We start from the raw sequence: 25739 nt of genomic DNA on the forward strand, positions 1-25739 counted from the left end.
ATGACAAGGAAAACCCTGACAAGTCGATTTGTGCATTAAAACGAAAAAAAGGCCGCTCGAAAGCAGCCTCTTTTGAAGATCAGCGACCTTAAGCCGCCTTATCGACCTTATAATAAGAGAACGACATATCCCTTACTTTGCGACCATCATTTTCCGTAAGCTCGGCGATTGTGTTCACAGGAGCCTGTTCCAGCTGCTGGCGAGTGAACCCAACAGTGTAACCGCCATTGTTTTTGTCATAGTCGAGCAGTGACCAAGGTATGGCGTGGTACTTTTCACCAATGCCCAAGAAACCTCCAAAGCCGACGACTGCAAACATTATCTTATCGGATGTCTTATCAAGCATGACATCCTCAATCTCGCCCATCTTTTCGCCGGCAGTGTTATAGACATTGGTGCCAATAACACGTGAAGCGCGGATAGCTGTTGTATGACCTGAACTGGTTGGCATTTTGCTTCTCCTTCTTGCTTTTGCATGAAGGGTTAATGGGTAAATCCGCCCATGGTTGCAAAAAACTCAAACTTTAATTGCGGAACAATGTCGCGCGTGGTCAAACAGCTTTGGCTATGCGGTCGAATTCCAGCAGTTTTTCAAGCAAACGAGGCATCTGATCCAACGGCACCATATTGGGACCATCTGACGGGGCGTTGTCGGGATCCTGATGCGTCTCGATAAAGACACCCGCCACACCAACGGCCACTGCCGCGCGCGATAGAGTTTCAACGAACTCGCGCTGACCGCCAGTCGAACCACCCTGGCCACCCGGCTGCTGCACGGAGTGAGTCGCGTCAAAAATAACCGGCGCGCCAAAGCTTGCCATAATTGGCAGGGATCGCATGTCGGACACCAACGTGTTGTAACCGAAGGAAGCACCGCGCTCGGTCACCATCACATTCGGGTTGCCGCTCTCTGTCACTTTGGCCACGACATTCTTCATATCCCAAGGCGCAAGAAACTGACCTTTTTTGATATTCACGATTTTACCGGTCTTGGCGGCAGCAATCAGAAGATCGGTTTGGCGGCAAAGAAAGGCTGGAATCTGCAAAACATCGACAACCTCGCCGAGAATTGCGCATTGCTCTTCCGTGTGAACATCGGTGAGCGTTGGAAGACCAAGCTCCTTTTTAATATCAGCAAATACCGGCAAGGAATTTTCAAGGCCAAAGCCGCGCTTGCCGGAGAGCGACGTGCGATTCGCCTTGTCAAAGCTGGATTTATAGACGAGGCCAATGCCAAGCTTTTCGGCCATTTCTTTCAATGCGCCTGCCATGTCGAAAGCGTGCTGGCGGCTTTCCATCTGGCAAGGGCCCGCAATGAGCGAAAGTCTGCCGCTATTGGAAAATGCGACATTGCCAGCGGAAACGATGGAATTCTGGGACATATCAGAGGGCCTCAAATGCGATGGCAGCGCCCTGCCCTGGTGCCTTGTGCACGATCAGGCGGGAGCCACGCTTTTCGATTGGAATATTGTTGCTGATGAGCAAAGATTCAACTGCCGCCAGATCACGAACGCCAAGCACGAAAGCTTGCAGGCGCAGACCACGCTCCATTGTTGATGATTCTATGCCGGTGAAAGCCTTCAATCCGGATGGCGTAAGCACGGTAATATTTGCATTGGCCGCAGCCATATCCATGCCGAATGAATGCGCGTTGAGGTCCCGCTGATTGATCACTTCCTGCAAAGGATACTGGAAATCCGTGGGATTGACCTCAGAAAGAACCACTTCCCGCAAAACGGCAGCACCATTTGCATGTAATTGCAACGCGCTCCGATCTACCTTTGGGGTGTTTATGCGCTCGCAAGTGAAGAAGAATATATCGGGTGCGCGCAGATCCGCGGCAAAAGCCAAGCGAAATCCCGCTCGGTCCTCTTTGCCATCCGGCAAAATGAACGGCCGGGAAAAATCCAGAATATTGCCGGCAGAAATCCCTGCCTCTGCGAAAGATTGATGGTCGGCTTTTGCGTTCTCGCTGCCCATGACGAGTGCAGAAAAACCTTCCTGCCCGTTACGGAACCGATAGGCCTGATCCCGCGCGACAAACACATTGCCTTTAATCGCCTCAGCCTCGCATGTCTCGCGCTGACCTATGGCCAAAAACTCAAGGAAACTATTATCGCCGAAGAATACGCAAACATTTTCGGTTCCGAACGGATGTACCCCTACAGGCGCGACCGTGAACCCAAGTTGTTCCAATCGCACGCGTGCGATTTCCAGATCTGCCGTGGGCAAAACCAGATGGTCGACAGGACGGGGCGTGCGGGGTGACAAATTACTCATGATGAAAGGGTGTGCCTCAATGCTGACTGCAATTCAAGTCACACCCTTGCCGATCAAACGAGCCTGCTTTGCGCCATCGCCGCATTGATGAACGATGCAAACAATGGATGTGGCTCAAACGGACGCGACTTCAATTCCGGATGATACTGTACACCGATGAACCAGGGATGGTCAGGATATTCCACCGTTTCAGGCAGAACGCCATCCGGCGACATGCCCGAGAATACCAAACCACATTCTTCAAGACGGTCCTTATATTCGATATTCACTTCATACCGATGTCTGTGCCGTTCGGAAATGTCGGTAGAACCGTAAATATCAGCAATCCGTGTGCCCGACTTGAGCAACGCATCATAGGCGCCAAGACGCATCGTTCCGCCCAAATCCCCGGTCTGCGCGCGCTTTTCAAGCATATTGCCTTTAAGCCACTCGGTCATCAGGCCAACAACGGGCTCGCTCGCTGGGCCAAACTCGGTAGAAGATGCCTTTTCGACGCCAGCCAAGGAACGAGCGGCTTCGATCACAGCCATCTGCATGCCAAAACAAATACCGAAATACGGAACCTTTTTTTCGCGGGCGAACTTGGCGGCAAGTATCTTGCCTTCCGAACCGCGCTCGCCAAACCCGCCAGGCACGAGAATACCGTGAACCTTTTGCAGGTAAGGCGCAGGATCTTCCTGTTCGAATATTTCGGATTCGATCCAGTCCAGATTGACCTTTACCTTATTGGCCATGCCGCCATGATGGAGCGCTTCAATCAGCGATTTATACGCATCTTTCAGGCCGGTATATTTACCAACAATGGCAATCGTAACCTCGCCTTCCGGATTGTGGATGCGCTGGCTGACTTCGTCCCAACGCTCCATGCGAGGCTTCGGTGCCGGATCGATCCCAAATGCGGCCAAGACTTCTGAATCCAGACCTTCTTTATGATAGGCCATAGGCACATCATAAATTGTATCCACATCAAGCGCCTGAATAACGGCAGAAGCCCGGACGTTGCAGAACAGCGATAGCTTGCGGCGCTCGGATTCCGGAATCTCGCGATCAGCGCGAATGAGAAGAATATCGGGAGCAATACCAATGGAACGCAGCTCTTTTACCGAATGCTGGGTTGGCTTGGTCTTGAGTTCACCCGCAGCCGGTATGTAGGGCATGAGGGTCAGGTGGATATAAACAGCGCTGCCGCGCGGCAAATCATTGCCAAGTTGGCGGATCGCCTCAAGGAAGGGCATTGCTTCAATGTCACCGACCGTACCGCCGATTTCACAAAGAACGAAATCATAATCCTCATTGCCTTCGACAATGAAGTTCTTGATCTCATCAGTGACGTGCGGAATTACCTGAACCGTCGCACCGAGATAATCGCCCCGGCGTTCCTTTTCGATAATGTTGCGATAAATCCGCCCTGTCGTGATGTTGTCCTGCTTATTGGCGGGACGCCCCGTGAAACGCTCATAATGACCAAGATCAAGGTCAGTTTCGGCGCCATCGTCGGTTACAAACACTTCGCCATGTTGATAGGGCGACATCGTTCCGGGGTCGACGTTGAGATAAGGATCAAGCTTGCGAATCCGTACACGGTATCCACGAGCTTGGAGGAGTGCCGCCAAAGCGGCTGCAGCGATGCCTTTTCCGAGGGAAGAAACCACGCCACCAGTGATGAAAACATATCGGGCCATGGGCTTATCTCGTTAGTCCTTTGCAAGTGATTTGGCCACAAAAAAATTCGGCTGAGGCGCCGTTTTCCCGCACAAATCTTTTCTTCATTTCAAACAAAACGGCCAGACGCAAAGTCTGGCCGTTCAATTAAGTTCGGCATTAGATGTTATAGAACAACAACTTCCGTGCCGATTTTCACGCGATCATAGAGATCGATAACGTGATCATTGACCATGCGGAAGCAGCCATTGGAAGCTGAGCTACCAATAGTCCAAGGCTGCACGGTGCCGTGGATACGCACATAGGTGTCACGATTGCCCTGTGACAGATAGATTGCACGGGCGCCCAAAGGATTACCAGGACCGCCATCCATGCCGTTCTCATACTTGGCATAATGAGCTGGCTCGCGCTTGATCATTTCCTTGGTTGGAATCCAACGAGGCCATTCGCGCTTTGTCTGGACAACAGCCGTACCCTTGAACTCGAGCCCTTCCTTGCCAACGGCAATACCATAACGGCGGGCAGAATAGGCGCTTTGGACCAGATAGAGAAATCTCGCTTGCGGATCGATCACGATCGTGCCCGGCTTGTATCCGGAGAATTCAACTTCCTGCGGCATGTATTTTGGATCAATGCCATATTTTGTTTTCTTCGGGCGGGCTGGCGTGCGCACCTCCGCCACTTCTACCGGCTTTGCTGCATCGCGTTCGCCAGTGAAAGGCTTTGTAAGTTTCTTGAGGATCGGCTCGGCAGATGCAGGGCCGGCCAAGGCCAGTACCGACATTCCAATAAGCAATGAGCGACGTGACAACATGATGTGTATTCCCGAATGGATTGCAAAGCGTCCCAAGCGACGCTTGCCGGGCCCCCTAGGCCAACTTGATATTGCGATAACTGAAGACAGGGCCCTTCTCAATGCAAATCGCTGTGATCATTCCTGACGAATGATGGATGCATCAAAGAAGTTGCGGAACCGCAACACATTGTTGTGGTTCCGCGTAACTATATAACCGTATGCGTTTTACTGCGAGTTCGGAACAGGATTTGCAGGCTGCGCAGGAGTAACCGGTGCTGTAGGCGCGGGCGCGGTCGATTCGGGGGCTGGTGCCGCTGGCGTTGCCGGGGCAGTCGACGATGCGCCGCCCAACTGATTAAGAACACCGCCGCTTGAAGGAGGCTGCTGGCCGGCAGGCTGACTGCCTGTCGTCGTCGGAATACGATTGAGAATGTCAGTGGGCGTTTCGCTATAGCGCGAAAGAATGCCGAGCGCCAAGGAAGTGATAAAGAACCCTGTTGCCAGGATGGCTGTTGCGCGGGTCAGCACGTTTGCAGCACCCCGTGCCGTCATCAAACCGGACCCGCCGCCAATACCCAGACCACCGCCTTCGGAACGCTGCACGAGCACAACCCCAACGAGGGCAAGTACTATCAGAAGATGAATCACAATAAGGACGGTTTGCATGGGTATTTTCTGCTTCTCAAGTGTCGGACGCGGCTCTTTACACCGTATCGGTCGATAAACCAAGCCCGGTTTTACGCTTAGAGCGAATGATATGCTTCACAGATGGCTAGAAAGTCCGGTGCTTTCAAGCTCGCACCACCCACAAGTGCGCCATCGACATTCTCTATACCAAGAAGTTCAACAGCATTGGATGGTTTCACCGACCCGCCATAGAGGATGCGCATTACCTTGCCCTCATCACCAAAGCGATCGCTTAATGCCACCCGAATAGATGCATGGACTTCACGCACGTCTTCGGCGGTCGGTGTCAGTCCGGTTCCGATTGCCCAGACGGGCTCGTAGGCGACAATCGTATTTCCGGCGGTGGCATTATCGGGAACTGACCCAGCAAGTTGCATCGCGATGATTTCCAGCGTCGAACCTGCTTTGCGCTGCAACTCGGTTTCTCCAATGCAGATAATGGCAGTAAGACCAGCTTCCCAGCCAGCGCGCGCCTTGGCATTGACGATGGCATCGGTCTCGCCATGGTCGGTGCGGCGCTCCGAGTGACCGACGATGACGTGCGATGCTCCCGCGTCTTTCAGCATGCTGGCAGCTATATCACCTGTATGAGCGCCAGACTGCTTTGCGTGGCAGTCCTGACCACCAATGCTCAACTTCTCACCCTCTACGGATTGCGCAGCTCGCCAGACAAGCGTTGCAGGCACGCAAATGAGAGCATCTATTTTTTCGCCGATTGCCGAGTTGGGACGATTAATGATCACGCGAAGTTCATCAAGCTGATCTCCCATGCCATTCATTTTCCAGTTACCGGCGACGAGAGGGCGAATATTGGGGGTCATCTTCTCTTCCTTAAGTCACGAAAGTCATGGTTTGGGCGATTTTCTGAAGTCTTTGATTGCCTGACTAGCAAATTCCACTTGATAAAGCAATCGACACAAGCTTTGCATCACGCTATTCCCGCTGGGATTCAACTGCGTTTCGTTTAATACGGTGACTTTAATATGCTCGACTCCCTCCGCAATGTTGCCCAGACCTGGGTAGCCAAGTTGCTTCTCGCTCTTCTCGGACTCAGCTTTATAGGCTGGGGCGCGTCGAGCACCCTGCTTGGCGCCATTAACGGCAATGCTGCCATCAAGGCGGGAGATTCCGAAGTATCGCCTCTCGATTACCGCTTGGCTTATGACCGCGAGCTTGCGTCATTGTCGCAACGCTTTGGTCAACGGCTGACACGCGAACAGGCTGATGCCATCGGCATTAGCAATCAGGTCCAGGGGCGGCTTGTTGCCGGCGCCTTGCTTGATGAGCAGGCCCGCAAGATGTCTTTGGGTCTGTCAAAAGACCGTCTGGCCCAGCTTGCAGCCGAAGATCCCGCATTTCGGGGCGCAAACGGACAGTTCAGCAGCGCACAGTTTGACGCCGTTCTGCGCAATGCCGGCATGACGCCGCAAAACTATCTGGACAATAGCGCCCAGGTTGCACGCCGCCAACAGATCGTCGAGGCTGTCGCAGACGGGATCAAGGCTCCAGAAACGTTGGTTAAAGCCATCGCTATTTACAAAGGCGAATCGCGCACCATTGAATATGTAGCTATGCCGAAAAACTTCGTCTCAAGCGTTGCCGACCCAAGTGATGCGGACCTGAAGACATATTTCGAAGCCAACAAAGAAGTCTATGGCGCGCCGCAATACCGCAAGGTCAGCTACGTCAAACTTGAGGCCTCGGATATTGCAAACCCGGCAACGGTAACGCCTGAAGAGATCAAGGCAGAGTACGAAAAGAACATTGCCCGCTACTCCACACCGGAAACGCGCACTATCGAACAGCTGTCATTTGCCGACGAAGCTGCTGCGAAAGCTGGATTGGAAAAGCTTAAAACAGGCATGAGCTTCGAGGATTTGGTCAAGGCCGAAGGCAAGAGCATGAATGATGTGCATCTTGGCACATTCCCGAAGAGTGCCCTGCCCGACCAATCCATCGCCGAGCCAATCTCCGCGCTTCAAGCCAATGGCGTAAGCGACGTATTGAAGGGAACGTTTGGTCCTGTGATTGTTCGCGTCACTGCGGTTACACCTGAAGTAGTCAAGCAGCTTCCTGAAGTTGAAAAAGAAATTCGTGAGAATATTGCCCTTGCACAGGCGACAAATGCCGTAGCGGATGTCCATGACGCCTATGAAAATGCGCGCGCTGATGGCCAGACCATGGCGGAAGCTGCCGCAGCTCAAAACCTGAAGGTGGTAACGATCGATGCGGTGGACCAAAATGGCCGCTCGCCCGACGAAAAAGACGTTCCAAACTTGCCGTTTGATGAAAACCAGATGGCCGCAATTTTCCAGGCTGATGTCGGTTTTGACAATGAGCCGTTCAGCCTCGGCACGAATGCCTATCTTTGGTACGATGTCGACAGCGTAACGCCAGCCCGTGAACGGCCATTGGACGAAGTTAAAGCCAAGGTCATCGAGCATTGGAAGACAGCCGAACTTGAAAAACAGCTGAATGCGAAAGCTGAGGAAGTTCGCAAGCGCGTTGCGGATGGAACGTCACTCGACGACATTGCCACTGAGTTCAAATTCACCAAGGAAACCAAGCGGGGGATTACGCGCGAAAGCAAGGATGCTGACCTCGGTGAAGGTGGCGTAGATTCTGTTTTCGATGGCCCTCAGGGCTTGGTTGGAATGAGTGAATCGGCAAGCGATGGATCGAAGTTGATCTTTAAGGTTACCGAGGCAATCGAACCCGCCAATGTCGGTCCTGAATCTCTTACAGCCGCGGAGAAAGATGCATTTGGTTCGCGTCTTGCAGATGATCTCCTCGACCAGTTGATAGCGCAATTGCAGACCGTCTATCCGGTGACAGTCAACAAGACAGTCATCGATCAGGCGCTCGCCCGGTAAGAATGTGTGAATAATGGCTGAGCTAAAGCGTTTCATTGGTATTGCCGCTTCCGGCAACGCACTTTCCCAGGACGAGGCGGTTGAAGCTTTCGACATCATGATGTCGGGACAGGCTACCCCGGCCCAGATTGGCGCGCTGCTGATGGCTTTGCGTGTTCGCGGTGAAAACATTGATGAGATCACAGGCGCCGTTGCTGCCATGCGCTCGAAGATGCTCAAGGTTGCCACTTCCGTCGACGCGATTGATATTGTTGGCACCGGCGGTGATCAGTCAGGGTCCTACAACGTTTCGACATGTGCTGCCTTCGTCGCTGCAGGAGCCGGGGTGCCGGTCGCAAAACATGGCAACCGGGCGTTATCATCCCGATCAGGGGCCGCCGATACTCTAGCGGCGCTTGGTATCAACATCGAAATTGGTCCAGAACTCATAGCAACCTGCATTGAGCAGGCGGGGATTGGCTTCATGTTTGCGCCCATGCATCATCCGGCGATGAAGCATGTTGGCCCTGCGCGCGTTGAGCTTGGAACACGTACTATTTTCAACCTTTTGGGCCCGTTGACAAATCCGGCAGGCGTAAAACGTCAATTGGTTGGCGTCTACGCACCCGAATGGGTCGAGCCGATTGCGCATGTGCTAAAAAATCTCGGCTCCCAGTCGGTTTGGGTGGTGCATGGCGACGGTCTGGATGAAATCACCACCGCAGGGGTGACCAAGGTTGCCGCTCTCGAAAACGGTACAATCCGTACCTTTGAAATTGAACCGGAAACGTTTGGTTTAAGGCGAGTCGACCCTCAGGACCTGAAAGGCGGAACAGCCGATGAGAATGCTGTTTCCTTGCTTTCAGTGCTGGATGGGGCACATGGCGCCTATCGCGATATCACACTGTTCAACGCCGGTGCAGGACTTGTAATAGCCGGAGCTGTAAACGATCTGAAGGCTGGTATTGAGATGGCCGCTCATTCCATTAACAGCGGCGCGGCGCGAAATGTGCTAAAGAACCTCGTGCAAGTGTCAAACAGCAGGGTAGCCTGACCATGGTAGATATTCTTCGCAAGATTGAAGCCTATAAGCGCGAGGAAATCGCAGCCGCAAAGGCCACCGCGTCGCTGGAAGATCTCAAAGCCTATATCGCCGATCAAGATAGCTGCCGTGGCTTTCTCGATGCTCTGAAGTCGAAACGCGCCAAGGGCGAATTTGCCCTGATTGCCGAAATTAAAAAGGCTAGCCCATCCAAGGGATTGATCCGGGCAGACTTTGATCCGCCTGCTCTGGCAAAAGCCTATGAACTCGGCGGTGCAGCATGTCTTTCGGTTTTGACCGATGGCCCATCATTTCAAGGTGCGCCGGAATTCTTGAAGACAGCACGTGCTGCGGTGAAGCTCCCTACCCTGCGTAAAGATTTTCTCTTCGATACCTACCAGGTCTATGAAGCGCGGAGCTGGGGTGCTGATTGCATTTTGATCATTATGGCCAGCGTGACTGACGATCTGGCGATTGCGCTTGAAGAAACTGCGTTCTCGCTCGGTATGGACGTACTTGTCGAGGTTCATGACGAAGCAGAGATGGAGCGCGCGCTGAAACTATCCTCGCCGCTTCTGGGTATCAATAATCGCAATCTGCGCACCTTTGAAGTTGATCTGGCTGTATCAGAAAGACTGGCTGCCATGGTGCCGGACTCTAAATTCCTTGTCAGCGAAAGTGGCGTGTTCACTCATGACGATTGTCGGCGGTTGGCACAATCCAATATCGGCTCATTCCTCGTTGGCGAAAGCCTGATGCGTCAAGTCGACGTAACAGCTGCAACCAAATCACTTCTATTCGGCAATACATCGCAAACGGATGCCGCATGACGCCCTCCAAACTGTCCCATCTCGATGCGACAGGCGCAGCCAATATGGTGGATGTTGGCGACAAGACTGAAACAGTGCGTCTGGCAACAGCTGAGGGGTTTGTTTCCATGCTCCCAGAGACGCTAAAGCTTATCCAGACCGGCAATGCCGCTAAAGGCGATGTTATCGGCACCGCACGCATCGCTGGCATCATGGCCGCCAAGAAGACGCACGAACTCATCCCGCTATGCCATCCACTGCTGTTGAGCAAAATATCGATCGATATTGAAACCGATGAGACATTGCCCGGCCTGCACGTCACTGCGACCGTTAAATTGACGGGCAAGACGGGTGTTGAGATGGAGGCTCTAACCGCTGTTTCCGTGGCCTGTCTGACGATTTATGACATGGCAAAAGCCGTGGACAAAGGCATGAATATTCAAAACATTCGGCTCTTGCAGAAAACTGGCGGAAAATCCGGCGATTGGTCTGCCAATATTGCTGCCAGCGAGCGTTAAATGGCTGGACTCCTCCCCGTTGATGAAGCCCTGTCGCGCATCGTCGGTGCCGCTGTCAGAACAGATGCGGAAACAGTTCCGCTAAGCGAAGCCGGGGCGCGTGTTCTGGCTGAAGACCTTTACGCGAAACGACAACAACCGCCCTTCGCCGCATCGGCGATGGATGGCTATGCTGTTCGCGCTGCTGATATTGCAAACGTCCCCGTCAACTTGAAACTGATTGGCCAATCTGCAGCGGGTCATGCCTTTCAAGGTTCGTTGGGCGTTGGAGAGGCTGTTCGAATTTTCACCGGCGCGCCCGTTCCTGCTGGTGCTGATAGCGTGGTAATTCAGGAAAATACCATTGCCCACGGCTCCCAAGTCGAAATCAAAGAGACGATTACCCTCGGCAAAAATATTCGCAAGGCGGGACTGGATTTTCAGGAAGGTGATCTGCTGTTGAAAAATGGCCGGACGCTCGATCCTTCGGCCCTTGCACTGGCTGCCGCAGCAAATTATCCCGCAGTGCGGGTATATCGGCAACCAAAAGTTGCAATTCTTGCAACCGGCGATGAATTGGTGAATCCTGGCGAAGTGTTCCGGCCCGACCAGATTATTGCCTCAAACACTTTTGGTCTGGCCGAAATCATACGCCAGGCAGGTGGTTTGCCTATTGATCTTGGCATAGCAGAAGACCGACTGGAAGCTTTGAGCGAGGCTGTAGACCGCGCCGTGGTAGCTCAAGCGGATATTCTAGTAACGCTCGGCGGCGCATCCGTTGGTGATCATGATCTGGTTCAGCCTGCTTTAGCTGCCAAGGGCATGAAACTCGATTTCTGGAAGATTGCTTTGCGCCCCGGCAAGCCACTCATGTTCGGGCGATTGAACGACATGAATATTCTGGGCCTGCCGGGTAATCCCGTATCCAGCTTGATATGCGGTCACATCTTCCTGGTACCGCTGATCCGCGCGATGCTTGGGCTGGAGCACCACCCCAACCTGCGTGCAGCAGTTTTGGGTCGTGACATGGACACGAATGATCAACGTCAGGACTATGTGCGCGCCACGCTTGCACGAAATGCCGACGGCACGCTCACAGCCACGCCTTTTCCCTTGCAGGATTCGTCAATGCTGAAGTTTTTGAGCGATGCCGAATGCCTTATCATCCGCGAACCACATGCCCCCGCCCTCAGGGCCGGAACCATGTGCAAGGTGATGTTGCTACGCTGAGTTTTCTTCAAGCTGATGTTCCTTGCGATCGATCTCCGTGATCGTGGCAAGGTCTATTGCTTTTTGCAATTTTGCGGCGTGGCGGAATGACGGCTCTAGTGTTCTGCCCTGTCCAACCGCTTCAACGAAACGCTGATAATTTGTTGAGACCGGCTCGACATCAAGTTCTTTCCACGTTGCAGCTTCAACATCGTCGCCGAGACAAACCATCAATTTTGAGCCATCATGCCGATGCTGGATTTCCAGCGATCCCTTGTCGCCATAGACCCGCAACCTCAATTCATTGACATGGCCCGTTGCCCAACGGCTTGAATGCACAACGCCCAGCGCGCCGTTTGTGAAGCTGACTGTCATGGTAAAGCTGTCATTCGCATCAAGATCATATTCGCCGATCCTGTTGCCGTCAGCCTTGTCGAAGGCTTTCAACCGGCAAAATATTTCGTCAATTTCTGTGTCAGTGGCATAAACCACAAAGTCCAAAATATGGACGCCAACATCACCCAGAGTTCCGTTTGAGCCGTGCTTTTTCGACAGCCGCCAAAGCCAACGACTTTCAGTGCGCCATTCGCCCCACATTTTCGCAACAAGCCAGCTTTGCAGATATGAAGCTTCGACATGCTTAACCTGCCCGATCTGACCGCTGGTCACGAGTTTGCGAGCAGCCTGCAACTGCGCGACATTGCGATAGGTCAAATTGACCATACCGACCAGATGCGCCGCTTCCGCCGTCTGAGCCATCTCCATCGCGTCCTGATGGTTCACGGCCAGAGGCTTTTCGCAGAAAACATGCTTGCCAGCCCTTAGGCATTGCATAGTGGTTGCATAGTGAATGTTGTCGGGCGTGATATTGGCAACCGAATCAAAATCACCCCATGCAAGCGCGTCATCGAGCGATGTGAAGGCCCGCTCAATATTGTATTTTTCGCGGAACGCTTCGACACTATTGATGTTCACATCGACAGCACCCGCAAGTGTCACCCCCTCAATTTCAGAGAAATTCTTTGCATGGGCATTGGCCATGCTGCCGGTTCCTAGGATCAATAAACGCATGCTTGCGGTCCTTTAAACGCGCGCTGCACTCCCCGAGTGCAAGCGCCGCGATCGATATTCATCATCTCTAATCGTACTTGGAGGTCTAGCGGAAGCCTTCTTCGCCAGCCTCGTGCAAACTTCCACCCCGAGCCTTGATAGGCTCCAGAGCCTTCTCTACAGGCACATTCGGAGCATCCGTAATGTGCGGGAACCGATTGGAATTATATGCCCAATTGACGGCATTTCTTAACACCAAGCCCACTGTCTCATCATGATAGGTAGGATAGGTTTCATGACCAGGACGGAAGTAGAAAACGTTACCCGCGCCCTTGCGATAGGTCAGTCCCGAGCGGAAAACTTCGCCACCCTGAAACCATGACACGAAAACTGTTTCCAGAGGTTCTGGAACCGAAAACGGTTCGCCATACATTTCCTCATTCTCGAGCTCGAAATAGGCTGGCAATCCCTTGGCGATCGGATGTCCTGGATTGACCACCCAAAGACGCTCGCGTTCCCCTGCCTCACGCCAGTTCAGGGCGCAAGGTGATCCCATCAGACGCTTGAAAATCTTGGAAAAGTGCCCGGAGTGAAGAACAATAAGGCCCATTCCCTCCCAAACACGCTTTGCAACACGCTCTACGATTTCATCGGCAACATCGCCGTGAGCGCGATGGCCCCACCAGACCAAAACGTCCGTCTCTTCAAGTACCTTGTCGGTCAAGCCATGTTCGGGTTCCTGCAACGTCGTGGTCTTCACACTGATATTGGCATCCTTGCCAATCAATTTGGCTATCTGGTTGTGCATACCTTCCGGATAGATGTCGGCAACGGTCTTGTTGATATGCTCATGAACGTTTTCACCCCAGACGAGCGTACGAATCGGCATGATTATTTCCTTACTTTATGCTGTGTGCTGCTTTTGCTTCATGCCCGGGCCGGGTAGCCCGATTGGTCGAAGCGGTGAACATTGTCGTTGATGGGCGAAACATGGAGAAGATCCCCCGGCTGCCGGCTTGGCTTCCCGTCCTGACGAACGACAAGCGGTTCCTTTGCGCCAATATCGATATAGAGATAGCTTTCAGAACCGAGATTTTCAGAATGGATGAGCTTTCCAGCCCAAGTGCCAGCCTTTTCCCGAACTTCAAGATGCTCCGGACGCACCCCAAGCGTGTGCGCCTTATAGGCATCGGCGAATTTTTCAGTCAGGAAGTTCATCTTTGGAGATCCTATAAATCCGGCAACAAAAGTCGATTGCGGTTTCTCATATAGCTCCATCGGCGTACCGACCTGCTCCACATTGCCATCACGCAATACACAGATGCGATCAGCCAACGTCATGGCTTCCACCTGATCATGCGTGACGTAGATCATCGTCGTCTCATGCATTTTCGCGTGGAGCTTGGCGATTTCAAGACGCGTTTGCACCCGCAATGCGGCATCGAGGTTCGAAAGCGGCTCATCGAAGAGAAATACTTTCGGATCTCGCACGATCGCCCGGCCAATGGCGACGCGTTGCCTTTGCCCTCCTGAGAGTTGTTTGGGCAATCTGTCGAGGTAATCGGTGATTTGCAGCATTTCCGCCGCCTCGTTCACCCGGCGCTTGATTTCGTCCGCGCCACCCTTTGCCAGCTTCAGCCCGAAAGCCATGTTGTCGTAAACAGTCATATGCGGATAAAGCGCATAGGATTGGAACACCATGGCGATGCCACGCTGCGATGGAGTGAGGCTGTTTACAACCTTCTCGTCGAAAGCCAGCGTGCCGGAGGTGATGTCTTCAAGCCCTGCGATCAAACGAAGGAGCGTCGATTTTCCGCAGCCGGACGGCCCCACGAAAACCATGAACTCGCAAGGATTGATTTCGAGATCCACGCCCTTGATCACATCAAAGGTACCAAAGGATTTGCGTACATTGTTCAAACGAATAACTGTCATTTTTGAAACTCCCCTGAGCGTAAGGCTCTAGCCTTTGACGCCGCCGGCGGTGAGACCGGAAATGATCTTGCGTTGGAAAATAAGCACTAGAACCACCAGCGGTACCGTCACGATGACGGACGCAGCCATGATCAGACCCCACGGTACCTCGTGAGCGCTGGCGCCGGATAGAAGTGCAATGATGACGGGAACCGTTCGCGTTTCCGTGGACGATGTAAACGTCAAGGCAAACAGAAACTCATTCCATGCAGCGATAAATGCCAGAAGGCCTGTTGTTACCAGCGCTGGCCACATGAGCGGCAGGAATACTTTGGTGATGATCACCCAAGGCGTGGCACCATCAACAATAGCCGCCTCCTCGATTTCAATCGGCAGATCGCGCATGAATGTGGTGAGCACCCACACGGTGAAGGGCAATGTGAAGATCGTGTACGAGAAGATTAGACCCCACAATGTATTATAAAGCCCGAGGAAACGGATAACCTCAAACAGCCCCGCCAGCACTGCAATCTGCGGAAACATGGAAACCGAAAGAATTGTCAGCAATAGAAGCGAGCGGCCACGAAACCGCACACGCGCCAAAGCGAAGGCTGCCGTAACCGCCATAAGCAGCGACAAGGCTACAACGAGGCCGGAGACAATAAGCGAATTCAGAAGATTGCGGGGAAAGCTGCCCGCTTCGATAACACTGACATAATTGGCCAGGGAAAATGACGTAGGCCAATATTCAATCGTGAAAAGCGCACTGCCCGTTTTGAAGCTCGTGATGATTGCGTAGTAGAACGGGAACACCGCAAACAGGACAATGAGCACCACAAGCGCATAAAATGCTGTATTCTTGATAGCTACGGGCATCAGCGATCTCCCCCATCCAGCCGAACTCGGCCGACCCAGATTGCGACAATGGTCATGAGAGCAATAACGACGAAAAGCAGCGTCGATTGCGCCGAGCCATAGGCAAACTTGTCGAATTCAATGAGATTTTCGCGGGCCAGCACCGACATGGTTTTCGTCTGAGCACTGTTTGGTGTCAGGACATAAATCAGGTCAAAAATACGCATGGCATCAAGCAGCCGGAAGATGATTGCGACCATCAGCGCCGGTTTGACGAGAGGAAGCGTTATACGGAAGAACTGCTTTACGGGATGGACGCCGTCAATCTTGGCAGCCTCGTAAACATCGTTCGGAACCATTTGCAGACCTGCAAGGATCAGAAGCGCCATAAAAGGTGTGGTCTTCCATACATCCACGATCAACACGGCGATCATTGCCGTATCGGAACTTGCAGTCCATGCGATTGGATTGTCGATAAAGCCAAGGCGCATGAAAAGGTCATTGAGAATGCCGAACTGATCGTTCAGCATCCAGCCCCACATGCGGGCAGAGACGATAGTCGGTATCGCCCAAGGGATAAGAATTGCTGCGCGGACAATGCCCCTGCCCTTGAATTCGGCGTTCAGCACGAGGGCGATAATCATTCCGAAAAAGGCTTCAAGCGCCACTGAAATGACAGCAAAGCGTACTGTGTTCCAGACTGCATTCCACCATGCTGGATCGACGAGCAGGCCGGAATAAAGCGTGCGCCCGCTTTTCAGCTGGACCCATGAAAGATAGTTCTTGAATCCCACCCATTTAGCTTCCCCCATATTTGTGAGCGAAGCATCGGTGAAGGAAAAATAGATGGTTCGGATCAATGGCCAGCCAGCCACGATTGCCAAAGCAATGATCATCGGTATGAGGAAAAGCTGAGCCGAGCGGGATCGCTGGCGTAACAGATCTGATCGCAATGCTGTTGAGGTCATGTTTGAATTCCTGCCCAGGAAAAACATCGGGATGTGAACTCAGGCAGTCGGTGCGAGCGGATTGTCAGGAGGCTTCCAACCGCTCGCACCGTGCCCTTATGCTGGCAGAAAACTACCAGCTACCTCCCTGAAGCTCGGCGATCTTGGCTTCAAGTACTTCAATGTTTTCAGCGGCCGTGCCATTTCCGGACAATGTGTCGTGAACAGCACTCCAGAACATTGAGGAGACTTCGTTATACTTGACCTTTGTCGGAGCAGACGGTCGTGGAACCGCCGTTTCAAAAACCGGCTTCCACAATGGGATCAAAGGCTGCGCTGCAGCGATGTCCTTGTCATCGTAGAGCGATTTAATGGTCGGCAAATGAGAAATATTGATTGCCATTTCCTTTTGCTGCTTTTCATCTGCCAGGAACAAAGCAAGCTTTATGGCCTCATCCGGTGATTTGGAATATTTTGAAACAGCCACATTCCAACCGCCCAGCGTTGCGGCAGATTTCTCGCCCTCTTTTCCCACGGGCAGCGGCGCAACATCGAACTTACCTTTGACGGCGCTGTCAGCGCCTTGGCTCAATGAATAAGCGTAAGGCCAATTCCTCATGAAGACGGAATTGCCTGTCTGCCAGACCCCGCGGGACTCTTCTTCCTTATAGGCCAGCGCACCCTTTGGCGATATGGTGTCTATCCAACCTTTGGCACGATCAATCGCAGCAACCGCCTCCGGATTATTGACCGAGATCGTACCGTCAGCCTCAACAATCTGGCCGCCGCCGGATGATTTTATCCATTCCAATGCATTACAGGTTAAACCCTCATAGGCATTTCCCTGAAACACAAATCCGAACATTCCCTTGTTTCCGGCTTGGCGCTCGCCATCCTGCACTTCCTTGGCGGTCGCAGCCATTTCATCCCATGTCTTGGGGACCGGCTTCTTGTACTTTTCGAGCAGATCCTTGCGATAATAAAGTGCTGGCGCATCTGTGTATAATGGCAGGGCAACCAATTTGCCGTCCACTGTCTGGCTTTCAATGATCGACGGGAAATGCTGGTCGACCACGCCTTTTGCCGCTTCGGTCAAATCGAGAAATTGCTCTGATAGCTGAGGCGCCCAAACCACATCGGTCTTATAGACATCGATATCCGAGTTTCCGGCTGCAAGCCAAAGGCGATACTGACCGAAATTGTCAGAACTGCTTGATGGCATCGCCACAATGGAAACCTTGTTGCCCGTTTCTTTTTCAAAGCGGTCAAGCTGCTTGCGCAACTCGGCATTTTCATTGCCGGTCGAGCTGTAAACAATAGAAAGATTGGCTGCATAGGCACCTGAAGACAACAGCGCTGTAAGCAGGATGCCCGCCAAAACTGAACTCTTTTTCATAAATCCTCCCAGAAATATTTAATGGATCAACCCATGCCGGACGGCACTCAATCCCCAATTGACGATCCTCCTCAAGCACATCAGATAGTGAAATTAACCTATCCAAAGCGCTTTGGATAAAAGGTGTCAAAACGCAAAACGAATGTCAATAAATAGTTTATGAACGCCATTAATCAGGCAAATAAAATTGTGCAGATCATTTAAAGCGCTTTGAAGTATGATTATATTACGAAGGCAAAGACATCTAACGACGCAGATAGGAATACAGTTTTGGACCGTCCGGCATGAAGCTGAAAGAACTCGCTGAAAAGCTCAACCTCTCCCAGACGACCGTTAGCCGCGCGCTGAACGGTTATCCGGAAGTGAATGAGGCTACGCGCGAGCGCGTCAATAAAGCGGCATTGAAATTTGGCTATAGCGCAAATGCAAATGCCCGACGTCTAGCCATGGGCCGTGTCGGTGCTATCGGTCTGGTTATCCCCGCAGATTCCAGCCAGCGATTTGGGCCTCATACCGCGGAATTTCTTGCCGGTTTGGCGGAGCGCCTTTCCCGGGACGAGATTGATTTTCTGCTCAGTCCCATTGTCGATAATGACGAGATTTCGGTTTATAAGCGCCTGATTTCGAGCAAACGGGTTGATGCGATCATCGTCTCCGGGCCTGTTTTGGTCGATGAGCGCGTATCCATGCTGATCGATGCAAACTTTCCCTTTGTTCTGCATGGCCGTACGAACATAGACAGGCCCCATGCCTGGCTGGATATCGACAATCAGGGCGCATTCTATCAGGCCGCAAGCCACCTCCTCGACCTTGGACATCGGCATATAGCCATGATTGACGGGTTAAGAGGGTTTACGTTCTCTGAGCATCGCGAGCTTGGATATCGCCAAGCGCTAAGCGAACGCGGCGTCGAAATCGACCCGCGCTTCATCGTACACGACTACTTCTCTGATGAAATCGGCTTTCGTGAAACGCAACGGCTGCTTTCATGCACTCCGCAACCGACAGCAATCATTGCAGGATCAATGATGACCGCTTTGGGTGTGTCACGTGCAGTTCGCAACAAGGGTTATCAGTTGGGCAAACAAGTATCGCTCATCACCCATGACGATGTCTTTCCATATCTCAATGCCAGCAACATGGTTCCATCCATGACCACCACGCGATCATCAATGCGCTCCGCCGCCACGAGAATCGCTGAAATGCTCGTGCGCGTCCTTGATGGCGAACCCGTGGACAATATTCATGAATTATGGCCCGTAGAACTCACAGTGCGCCAGTCGAGCGGTCCTCCGATAAGCGGATAGGCCCATATTTTGCGTCATTCCATCTGATTTTCAGAGTAATTGGGCATATAGGGCTGGTTTATACCAGATATTAATCCTTGTGGAACACAACTGGAACATATAGTGTTTGTTCTGGTTTTGTTTTTCCGATTCCACACTTAAGGATCGCCCCTATGCTGACGCGCAAACAACATGAACTTCTGCTCTTCATACATGAACGGTTGAAGGAAACGGGCATTCCCCCTTCTTTTGATGAAATGAAGGATGCACTTGATCTCGCATCCAAATCCGGCATTCATCGCCTGATTACCGCACTGGAGGAGCGAGGATTTATTCGTCGGCTAGCAAATAGGGCACGGGCGCTGGAAGTGCTTCGCCTGCCCGACTCGATTGCGCCGGGTCTGAACGCGCAACGCAAATTTTCTCCGAGCGTTATTGAAGGCAGTTTGGGACGAAATGTTGCGCCGCCTCGCCCGCAAGCAAGCACTGCCGATATTGTTGCTGCCAACATGATCAGCATTCCTGTTATGGGACGTATCGCTGCCGGTGTGCCGATCGCTGCAATTCAAAACCAGACTCACATGCTCAATCTCCCGCCCGATATGATCGGCAGCGGTGAGCATTATGCGCTTGAGGTCAAAGGTGACTCCATGATCGAAGCGGGTATTTTTGATGGCGACACTGTTGTTATCAAGCGCGGAGATACCGCGAGCCCCGGTGAAATCGTTGTGGCACTCGTGGATGATGAAGAAGCAACCTTGAAGCGTTTTCGCCGAAAAGGTGCATCCATTGCTCTCGAAGCAGCAAACCCCGCCTATGAAACCCGCATCTTTGGACCGGACCGCGTTCAGGTACAGGGCAAGCTGGTCGGTCTGATACGCAGATATTGATGGCGTTTATACTTCGCTGGACGGTGTGCTTTTGTTCGTAGGCTCCATTCGAACAGCCACAGAATAGCAGCTAGCGAAAAATGTTTGGGACTACCATAAACGCCGAACTACATTTTATTGCTTGTATCCGGTGGTTTCTTGGATAGTTGCCGCTCTTCAAGATTGCGCGCGGCGCGGGAATAGATGCGGTAATTATTCCAAGGGCGATTGGGCGTGCCAATCGCATACTTTATATCAACCGAATTCAGGCGTTGAGAAAGCTCTTGTTTTGCCAAATCGGTGCCAACTGGTGTGGAATCGGCTTTGACAGAGTCAGATTGTGGAGCATCAAACCTGATCTCCGCAGCGCCTTTGAGCGCCAGCATTTGCGATGAAAGTAACAATTTTCCAGCATTTGGACAATTTGGAGCCTTCGCGGCAAAAGCCAAAATGATGATATCCCCTTCTAGGCATGCATCTGCCGTTCTTGTTGCATCATCGGTATAGGCAACGATTAATCCTCCTGGCTCCCGGGCAGTGCAAAGCTTATCGGCACATTCGAATTGAGCGCCGCTTGCAACATCGCCTTTCATTGCCGGCTTAATGATCTGCCCGGCCCTATACCCCAACTGCCAATTATCGAGGCTGAAGGCGCTGCCCGCTTGTTTATTGATCGCCAGATGGTCGTCGTCCGTTCTTAACGCGACCAGTTTTCCGTCTTCTGAGACCACAATCGCAGGATAGGATGCCCGTCCCGTCAAACCAATTGCCAATGCTACCAATGGCAAGGCAAGCAGGCGCAACCACGTTGAAAGAAATAGAAGAAGCAAAAGCCCTATCGCCATAAGAATAAGCGAAGTTTCGGACATCAGCCCAAGATTTCCACTTGGTGAATGCGACGCCACGGCTTTTGCTATGGCGATAACAATCTCGATGCCCCATCCCATGATTTTAAACGGAAGCCAATCGAGGTCAAAAGGCATGGCGAGCAGGCCAAGCACTGCGAAGGGCATCACGAGAATTGAGACAATTGGCAGCGCCAAGGCATTCCCGACAAGGCCAAAAGGAGCGGTATTATTGAAATGATAGGCAGCAAAGATCGAGCTGGCTCCGCCAGCGACCAGCGAGGTCATGGCAATGCCGCCAATATAGGCCGTTGCTTTCGATGGAAACAGCCATATGCCGGCCTTGGCACTTGTCTGTTTTCGTAGGCCTCGCCTCAAATGGTAGCGTGACCACCAGCTATAGAAAGCTATAAGGGCAGCAGTTGCTGAATAGGACATCTGGAAACTTGGTCCGAGAATTTCATGTGGTGAAACCGCGATTGTAATTGAGGCGGCAATTGCGAGATTACGCATCGATATCGCCGCGCGATCCACGGTCATTGCAAGCAACATAACTGCCAGCATCACAAAGCTGCGTTGTGCGGCAACATCGGCGCCTGAAAGCAGAAGATAGAATGCCGAGTCAAACAGGGCGATGACAGCCGCGAGTTTCTTGACGGGATAGCGGGCCGATGCACTTGGAAAGAATGCGAATACAGCGCGCAGCGAACCTATGCTGATTGCAGCCACCAATGCCATATGGAAGCCGGATATGGACAAAATATGTGACAAGCCGCTGCGGCGCATGGCATTGTTGGTCTCCTCGCTTATGCCGTCGCGCTGCCCTGTCACCAGCGATGTCGCAATATCGCCCGGCTCCCCTTTAATGCTTTTCAATATGCGATGGGTGAGTTGCTGGCGAATATTGCTAATTGTCAGGAATGCCGCTGCTGCTATTCCGGCCTTTGGCGCGACATTGGCTTTTTGAGGCAGGCCCAGCAAAAAGCCGTTGGCTCCAATGCCGCGATAATAATTGTTAAAGGCAAAATCGTAATTGGCTGGCCGAACCGGGCCCGATTGCGGACGCAGATGGACCAGTGCTTTGAGTCCATCGCCAATGCTCAAATCTCGCGGCAAATGACGTGCAGAAACCGCAATACGCTCCGGTCCATAACGCAATGAAGGACGTTCGGTGCCTATGACGTCAAGGATCACCCGCCATCCTCCGTTTGCATCCTTTGCCAATGCTGAAATACGCCCCGTCACCCGGGTCGTCACTTCAGACCCAAGCATAGGCGTCGCTGCTCTGTTGGTTTCCAGCTTTGCGCAAACCATGCCCGCCGTGATTGCCATGAAGCCGAGACAGACCATCCTTATCGACGGTCTGTTGTGTGCCAGCAGATAAAATCCGACAAGCAGCGTGATTCCCAGGATCATCGGGCTTAGTCTTGGCTCTCCGCTTGCGCCGAAATAAAGGATAGCTCCAGTTCCAGCGAACACCGGCAGAAACAAGAATTTCGCGCCTCGCGCAATCTCGTCGTTGATTGCCGCCGGAATTCCATGGGCAATGGCTTGCAGCTTGCCTTCGACTGACCGTTTGAATACGGCGACACGGCCATTCGAGCCAACGCCATAATGATCGATCGTTCCGGTGCCAGATGTTTTGACAAGCGGCTGCCCAAGACTTTCCGGTTGAAACCAGAAAAGTCTTTCGCTCGTTTTCTCGTCGGTTGACGGTTCGGCCATTGATCCCCATTTCTGCCAATGCCCTTGCACGACAGCACCGCTATGGTACATCAACGCCAAATCAATTCGATTGGACGTTCGACTAATAGACCGAACTGCCCTGGAGACCCTATGTCATCTTCTGTCGTTACCCGTTTCGCTCCCTCGCCCACCGGCTTTCTGCACATTGGCGGCGCTCGTACAGCCCTGTTCAACTGGCTTTACGCCAAGCATACGGGCGGTAAAATGTTATTGCGCATTGAGGACACTGATCGCGAGCGTTCGTCCGAAGCAGCTGTAACCGCCATACTTGATGGATTGAAATGGCTTGGTCTTGATTGGGATGGCGAGGTTGTCTCCCAATTTGATCGTGCTCCGCGCCATCGCGACGTAGCTGAAGAACTGGTTACCAAAGGCAAAGCCTATTATTGCTATGCATCACAGGCCGAGCTGGAGGAAATGCGTGAAAAGGCCCGTGCCGAAGGCCGCCCGCCCCGCTATGATGGCCGTTGGCGCGACCGCGATCCGAAGGAAGCCCCTGCTGGCGTGAAGCCCGTCATTCGTATCAAAGCACCCCAAGAGGGTGAAACCTTGGTGCGCGATCAGGTGCAAGGCGATGTGCGCTTTCCCAATAAAGACCTTGATGATTTCATTATCCTTCGCTCGGATGGCAACCCGACCTATATGCATGCGGTCGTCGTCGACGATCACGATATGGGCGTCACGCACATTATCCGTGGCGATGATCATTTGACCAATGCGGCACGGCAAACTGTTATTTATAACGCAATGGACTGGGCCGTGCCTGTCATGGGCCATATCCCGCTCATCCATGGCGCAGACGGTGCAAAACTCTCCAAGCGCCACGGTGCGCTCGGCGTTGAAGCCTATCGCGCCATGGGATATTTGCCAGCAGCTCTGCGGAACTATCTCGTACGGTTAGGCTGGAGCCACGGCGATGACGAGATCATGTCCGATGCGCAAATGATCGAATGGTTCGAAATATCCGACATTAATCGCGGCGCATCACGCTTTGATTTCCAGAAACTCGAGGCGATTAACGGTCACTATATGCGAATTTCCAGCGATGCCGATCTGGTAAAGGCCATGATCGACGTTTTGCCGGAGATCGAAGGTGGGGCTGACATAATTTCCCGCTTGAATGATACAACCAGGGCACAGCTTCTCGCCGCCATGCCCGGCTTGAAAGAGCGCGCCAAGACACTTGTGGAACTTGCCGACAGTGCCAAATATCTGTTTGCTGAACGACCGCTCCCGCTTGACGAAAAAGCCTCCACCCTGCTCAATGAGGAAGGTTTGACCGTCCTTCGAGGCGTATTGCCCGATTTGGCTGCAGTTGGTGATTGGACCGCCGAAGCTCTTGATGCGGCTGTTCGTGTTCATGCTGAAAAAACCGGCCTGAAACTCGGAAAGATCGCTCAACCACTACGTGCCGCACTGACGGGAAAGGCAACGTCTCCGGGAGTTTTTGACGTATTGGCTGTGCTGGGCCGGGATGAATCACTCGGTCGGATAGAGGATCAGTTAAAAGCGCAATAGTGAGGCGCTTTTCATCGAATTTTGCATTGCAACATTATGCCTTTCGGGTACGGTGCACTGCCTGCAAAAATCACGGAAATAACCTCATTTGAGGAAGGTGCTTTTGCGCTGGTTCAGCGCAAGTCAAAGCAAGAAAGGAACGGCAATGTCTGAGAACAGCGTAAACATCGATCTCAATGGTCACGCATTCGCTTTACCCATAAAAAAGGGGACCATCGGACCGGATGTCGTAGACATTGGGACTCTATACAAGAACACTGGCGCATTCACGTATGATCCGGGCTTCACCTCGACAGCGTCTTGCGAGTCGCAAATTACCTATATTGATGGCGACGAGGGTGTATTGCTTCATCGCGGCTATCCAATTGAACAACTCGCCGAACATGGCGATTTTCTGGAAGCTTGCTATTTGCTGCTTTACGGCGAACTGCCGACAAAGAGCCAGAAGGCTGATTTTGATTTTCGCGTGACGCGCCACACCATGGTGCACGAGCAAATGTCGCGCTTTTTCAGCGGCTTCCGCCGCGATGCGCATCCAATGGCAGTCATGGTCGGCTGCGTAGGCGCCCTATCGGCTTTCTACCACGACTCAACAGATATTTCCGATCCGCATCAGCGCATGGTCGCATCGATCCGCATGATTGCAAAAATTCCGACGCTGGCCGCCATGGCCTATAAATATCATATCGGTCAGCCCTTCGTTTACCCCAAGAACAATCTCGATTTCGCAACCAACTTCCTACACATGTGTTTTGCAGTGCCTTGCGAAGATTACGTTCCAAACCCCGTGCTTGCCCGTGCAATGGATCGCATCTTCATTTTGCATGCTGACCACGAGCAGAATGCCTCGACATCGACAGTCCGCCTTGCAGGCTCGTCGGGCGCAAATCCGTTTGCTTGTATTGCAGCGGGCATCGCCTGCCTTTGGGGTCCAGCCCATGGCGGAGCCAACGAGGCTGCGCTGACCATGCTTGGTGAAATTGGCACTGTTGATCGTATTCCTGAATATATTGCCCGCGCCAAGGATAAGAACGACCCGTTCCGCTTGATGGGCTTTGGCCACCGCGTCTATAAGAACTATGACCCGCGCGCCAAGATCATGCAGCAGACCACCCGTGAGGTTCTGGCAGAACTGGGCATCAAGGATGATCCTTTGCTCGACGTTGCAATGGAGCTTGAACGGATTGCGCTAACTGATGAATATTTCATCGAAAAGAAGCTCTATCCAAACGTCGATTTCTATTCCGGGATCACATTGAAGGCGCTCGGCTTCCCCACCACCATGTTTACAGTGCTGTTTGCTGTTGCACGTACTGTTGGCTGGATTGCCCAGTGGAAAGAGATGATCGAAGATCCACTTCAGAAGATTGGCCGTCCGCGCCAGCTTTATACTGGCGCAACGCAGCGTGATTATGTGAGCGTTGAAAATCGCAAATAAATAAAGACAAAGAAAAAGGCGCCAGATGGCGCCTTTTTTGT

General features: G+C 52.5%; 23 protein-coding genes. 9 read left to right on the plus strand and 14 right to left on the minus strand.

Going from position 1 to position 25739, the window contains the following annotated elements:
• Window positions 1-88: 88 nt before the first annotated feature.
• The 7 genes from QFZ34_RS20995 to tpiA all read right to left on the minus strand — a co-directional run bounded on the left by QFZ34_RS20995 (window position 89) and on the right by tpiA (window position 6246).
• Window positions 89-451: a PRC-barrel domain-containing protein gene (locus tag QFZ34_RS20995; RefSeq protein ID WP_115053042.1), complete on the minus strand. Its 363-nt coding sequence runs from the start codon at window positions 449-451 to the stop codon at window positions 89-91.
• 100 nt (window positions 452-551) lie between these two features.
• Entirely contained in the window at window positions 552-1382 is an 831-nt protein-coding gene (kdsA, locus tag QFZ34_RS21000) for a 3-deoxy-8-phosphooctulonate synthase (RefSeq protein WP_115053041.1), read from the minus strand.
• A 1-nt stretch (window position 1383) separates the two neighbouring features.
• Window positions 1384-2280 (minus strand): VOC family protein, encoded by an 897-nt coding sequence (locus QFZ34_RS21005; protein ID WP_307285118.1) that lies wholly within the window; start codon window positions 2278-2280, stop codon window positions 1384-1386.
• A gap of 53 nt (window positions 2281-2333) precedes the next feature.
• Window positions 2334-3962 (minus strand): CTP synthase, encoded by a 1629-nt coding sequence (pyrG, locus tag QFZ34_RS21010; protein WP_307285123.1) that lies wholly within the window; start codon window positions 3960-3962, stop codon window positions 2334-2336.
• Window positions 3963-4108: 146 nt separating this feature from the next.
• Window positions 4109-4756 carry a L,D-transpeptidase gene (locus tag QFZ34_RS21015; RefSeq protein WP_115053038.1) on the minus strand — a complete coding sequence of 216 codons (648 nt, stop codon included), beginning with the start codon at window positions 4754-4756 and terminating at the stop codon, window positions 4109-4111.
• Between the two features lie 207 nt (window positions 4757-4963).
• On the minus strand, window positions 4964-5404 hold the full coding sequence (gene secG, locus QFZ34_RS21020; RefSeq protein WP_115053037.1) for a preprotein translocase subunit SecG: 441 nt from the start codon (window positions 5402-5404) through the stop codon (window positions 4964-4966).
• A 77-nt stretch (window positions 5405-5481) separates the two neighbouring features.
• Entirely contained in the window at window positions 5482-6246 is a 765-nt protein-coding gene (tpiA, locus tag QFZ34_RS21025; RefSeq protein ID WP_307285129.1) for a triose-phosphate isomerase, read from the minus strand.
• Window positions 6247-6408: 162 nt separating this feature from the next.
• Between tpiA and QFZ34_RS21030 the strand changes: the two genes are divergently transcribed.
• From QFZ34_RS21030 to QFZ34_RS21050, 5 genes are read left to right on the plus strand one after another with little or no spacing between them, the layout of a single operon-like run.
• Window positions 6409-8298 (plus strand): SurA N-terminal domain-containing protein, encoded by a 1890-nt coding sequence (locus tag QFZ34_RS21030; RefSeq protein ID WP_307285131.1) that lies wholly within the window; start codon window positions 6409-6411, stop codon window positions 8296-8298.
• A gap of 13 nt (window positions 8299-8311) precedes the next feature.
• Window positions 8312-9331 (plus strand): anthranilate phosphoribosyltransferase, encoded by a 1020-nt coding sequence (trpD, locus tag QFZ34_RS21035; protein ID WP_307285134.1) that lies wholly within the window; start codon window positions 8312-8314, stop codon window positions 9329-9331.
• A gap of 2 nt (window positions 9332-9333) precedes the next feature.
• The gene (gene trpC / locus QFZ34_RS21040) at window positions 9334-10149 is read left to right on the plus strand and encodes an indole-3-glycerol phosphate synthase TrpC (RefSeq protein WP_307285136.1); all 816 of its coding nucleotides are present in this window, start codon (window positions 9334-9336) and stop codon (window positions 10147-10149) included.
• On the plus strand, window positions 10146-10646 hold the full coding sequence (gene moaC, locus QFZ34_RS21045) for a cyclic pyranopterin monophosphate synthase MoaC (protein WP_307285139.1): 501 nt from the start codon (window positions 10146-10148) through the stop codon (window positions 10644-10646). Before trpC ends, moaC begins: the two co-directional genes overlap by 4 nt.
• Window positions 10647-11855 (plus strand): molybdopterin molybdotransferase MoeA, encoded by a 1209-nt coding sequence (locus tag QFZ34_RS21050; RefSeq protein WP_307285143.1) that lies wholly within the window; start codon window positions 10647-10649, stop codon window positions 11853-11855. It abuts the gene before it with no gap.
• On the opposite strand, the gene QFZ34_RS21055 is transcribed toward QFZ34_RS21050, so the two are convergent.
• The 6 genes from QFZ34_RS21055 to QFZ34_RS21080 form a co-directional block, all read right to left on the minus strand.
• Window positions 11847-12905: a Gfo/Idh/MocA family protein gene (locus tag QFZ34_RS21055; protein ID WP_115053030.1), complete on the minus strand. Its 1059-nt coding sequence runs from the start codon at window positions 12903-12905 to the stop codon at window positions 11847-11849. The two genes, QFZ34_RS21050 and QFZ34_RS21055, sit on opposite strands and share 9 nt — an antisense overlap.
• A gap of 85 nt (window positions 12906-12990) precedes the next feature.
• A complete protein-coding gene (locus tag QFZ34_RS21060; protein ID WP_115053029.1) occupies window positions 12991-13773 on the minus strand; it encodes a ThuA domain-containing protein in 783 nt (260 codons plus the stop codon).
• A gap of 38 nt (window positions 13774-13811) precedes the next feature.
• Window positions 13812-14819, minus strand: a complete 1008-nt coding sequence (locus QFZ34_RS21065; protein ID WP_115053028.1) for an ABC transporter ATP-binding protein — start codon at window positions 14817-14819, stop codon at window positions 13812-13814.
• A 27-nt stretch (window positions 14820-14846) separates the two neighbouring features.
• A complete protein-coding gene (locus QFZ34_RS21070; RefSeq protein WP_307285152.1) occupies window positions 14847-15674 on the minus strand; it encodes a carbohydrate ABC transporter permease in 828 nt (275 codons plus the stop codon).
• Window positions 15674-16621, minus strand: coding sequence for a carbohydrate ABC transporter permease (locus tag QFZ34_RS21075; RefSeq protein ID WP_115053026.1), 948 nt, complete (start codon window positions 16619-16621; stop codon window positions 15674-15676). The genes QFZ34_RS21070 and QFZ34_RS21075 overlap by 1 nt, the downstream gene beginning before the upstream one ends.
• 112 nt (window positions 16622-16733) lie before the next feature.
• Window positions 16734-17996, minus strand: a complete 1263-nt coding sequence (locus QFZ34_RS21080) for an ABC transporter substrate-binding protein (protein WP_115053025.1) — start codon at window positions 17994-17996, stop codon at window positions 16734-16736.
• Between the two features lie 284 nt (window positions 17997-18280).
• Between QFZ34_RS21080 and QFZ34_RS21085 the strand changes: the two genes are divergently transcribed.
• Together QFZ34_RS21085 and lexA are read left to right on the plus strand one after the other, a co-directional pair.
• Window positions 18281-19303: a substrate-binding domain-containing protein gene (locus QFZ34_RS21085; protein ID WP_115053024.1), complete on the plus strand. Its 1023-nt coding sequence runs from the start codon at window positions 18281-18283 to the stop codon at window positions 19301-19303.
• 152 nt (window positions 19304-19455) lie between these two features.
• Entirely contained in the window at window positions 19456-20172 is a 717-nt protein-coding gene (gene lexA / locus QFZ34_RS21090) for a transcriptional repressor LexA (RefSeq protein WP_115053023.1), read from the plus strand.
• Window positions 20173-20279: 107 nt separating this feature from the next.
• On the opposite strand, the gene QFZ34_RS21095 is transcribed toward lexA, so the two are convergent.
• The gene (locus QFZ34_RS21095) at window positions 20280-22721 is read right to left on the minus strand and encodes a ComEC/Rec2 family competence protein (RefSeq protein ID WP_307285162.1); all 2442 of its coding nucleotides are present in this window, start codon (window positions 22719-22721) and stop codon (window positions 20280-20282) included.
• Window positions 22722-22832: 111 nt separating this feature from the next.
• Between QFZ34_RS21095 and gltX the strand changes: the two genes are divergently transcribed.
• A complete protein-coding gene (gene gltX, locus QFZ34_RS21100) occupies window positions 22833-24260 on the plus strand; it encodes a glutamate--tRNA ligase (protein ID WP_307285164.1) in 1428 nt (475 codons plus the stop codon).
• 145 nt (window positions 24261-24405) lie between these two features.
• Entirely contained in the window at window positions 24406-25698 is a 1293-nt protein-coding gene (gene gltA / locus QFZ34_RS21105) for a citrate synthase (RefSeq protein ID WP_115053020.1), read from the plus strand.
• Window positions 25699-25739: the final 41 nt, after the last annotated feature.

The organism is Phyllobacterium ifriqiyense (genome assembly GCF_030817885.1).
GTDB classification, from domain to species: Bacteria; Pseudomonadota; Alphaproteobacteria; order Rhizobiales; family Rhizobiaceae; genus Phyllobacterium; species Phyllobacterium ifriqiyense.